1 protein-coding gene is annotated in these 780 nt (G+C 46.3%); it reads left to right on the top strand.

From position 1 onward, the window contains the following. Positions 1–780 (top strand): RNA-guided endonuclease InsQ/TnpB family protein (locus FD07_RS11935; protein ID WP_156403291.1); only part of this gene is annotated, 780 nt, incomplete at both ends.

Below are 780 nucleotides of genomic sequence, written 5' to 3'. Positions count from 1 at the left end.
ATTACAAGACTGCCTGGAAGCTATTTCGCCAGGCTCATCAAGCAGGGACGCCTAAATTTCATAAGCGTGGCTATACTCAGACGTATCAAACGTCATGTTTGTACGGTGCCAAAGTGGCAGTACCAACCATGCGTAATGGTAGTGTAAGACTAAATGATACCCACCACCTACAACTACCCAAGCTGGGGCATCTCCGTTTCAAGGGGCTGCCATCGAAGATTTTGGACCGAGCCGATGATATTAGAATCGGGACCACGACAATTTCGATGGATGCTGTCGGCCATTACTTTGTGTCCATACAGCTTGGGTCAGAACACCCCTTCGTTTCTAAACAATCAGCCGTTGAATCTAAAGTTGGCATCGATTTGAACCTTGATAACTTTCTGACGGACTCCAATGGACAAGTGACTGCTAATCCACGTTATTACCGGATGATTAAAGGAAAGCTGGCTAAAGCCCAGCGGAAACTGTCACGGCGGGCCAGACGAGCTAAAAAGAGCCAGCGACGCTTATCAGAATCAAAGAATTATCAAAAGCAACGGTTACTAGTAGCTAAATTGCAGCTTAAAGTCGCTAACCAACGCAAGAACTTTCTGCACCACGTCTCTACGGCCTTGATCAAAAACCACGATTTAGTCGTAGCTGAAGAACTGCGGAGTAAAAATATGTTGCGGAACCACGCTTTGGCAATGAGCATCTCAGACGTTGGCTGGCGAACACTATTGGGCATGCTGTCCTATAAAGCTGATTTGTACGGTCGGAAATTTTTGACTGTCAATC

Origin of the sequence: Levilactobacillus parabrevis ATCC 53295, assembly GCF_001434055.1 — a bacterium.
Classification (GTDB): Bacteria; Bacillota; Bacilli; order Lactobacillales; family Lactobacillaceae; genus Levilactobacillus; species Levilactobacillus parabrevis.
The sequence above is the reverse complement of the archived record's forward strand: the minus strand, read 5'-3'. Positions and strand labels throughout refer to the sequence as shown.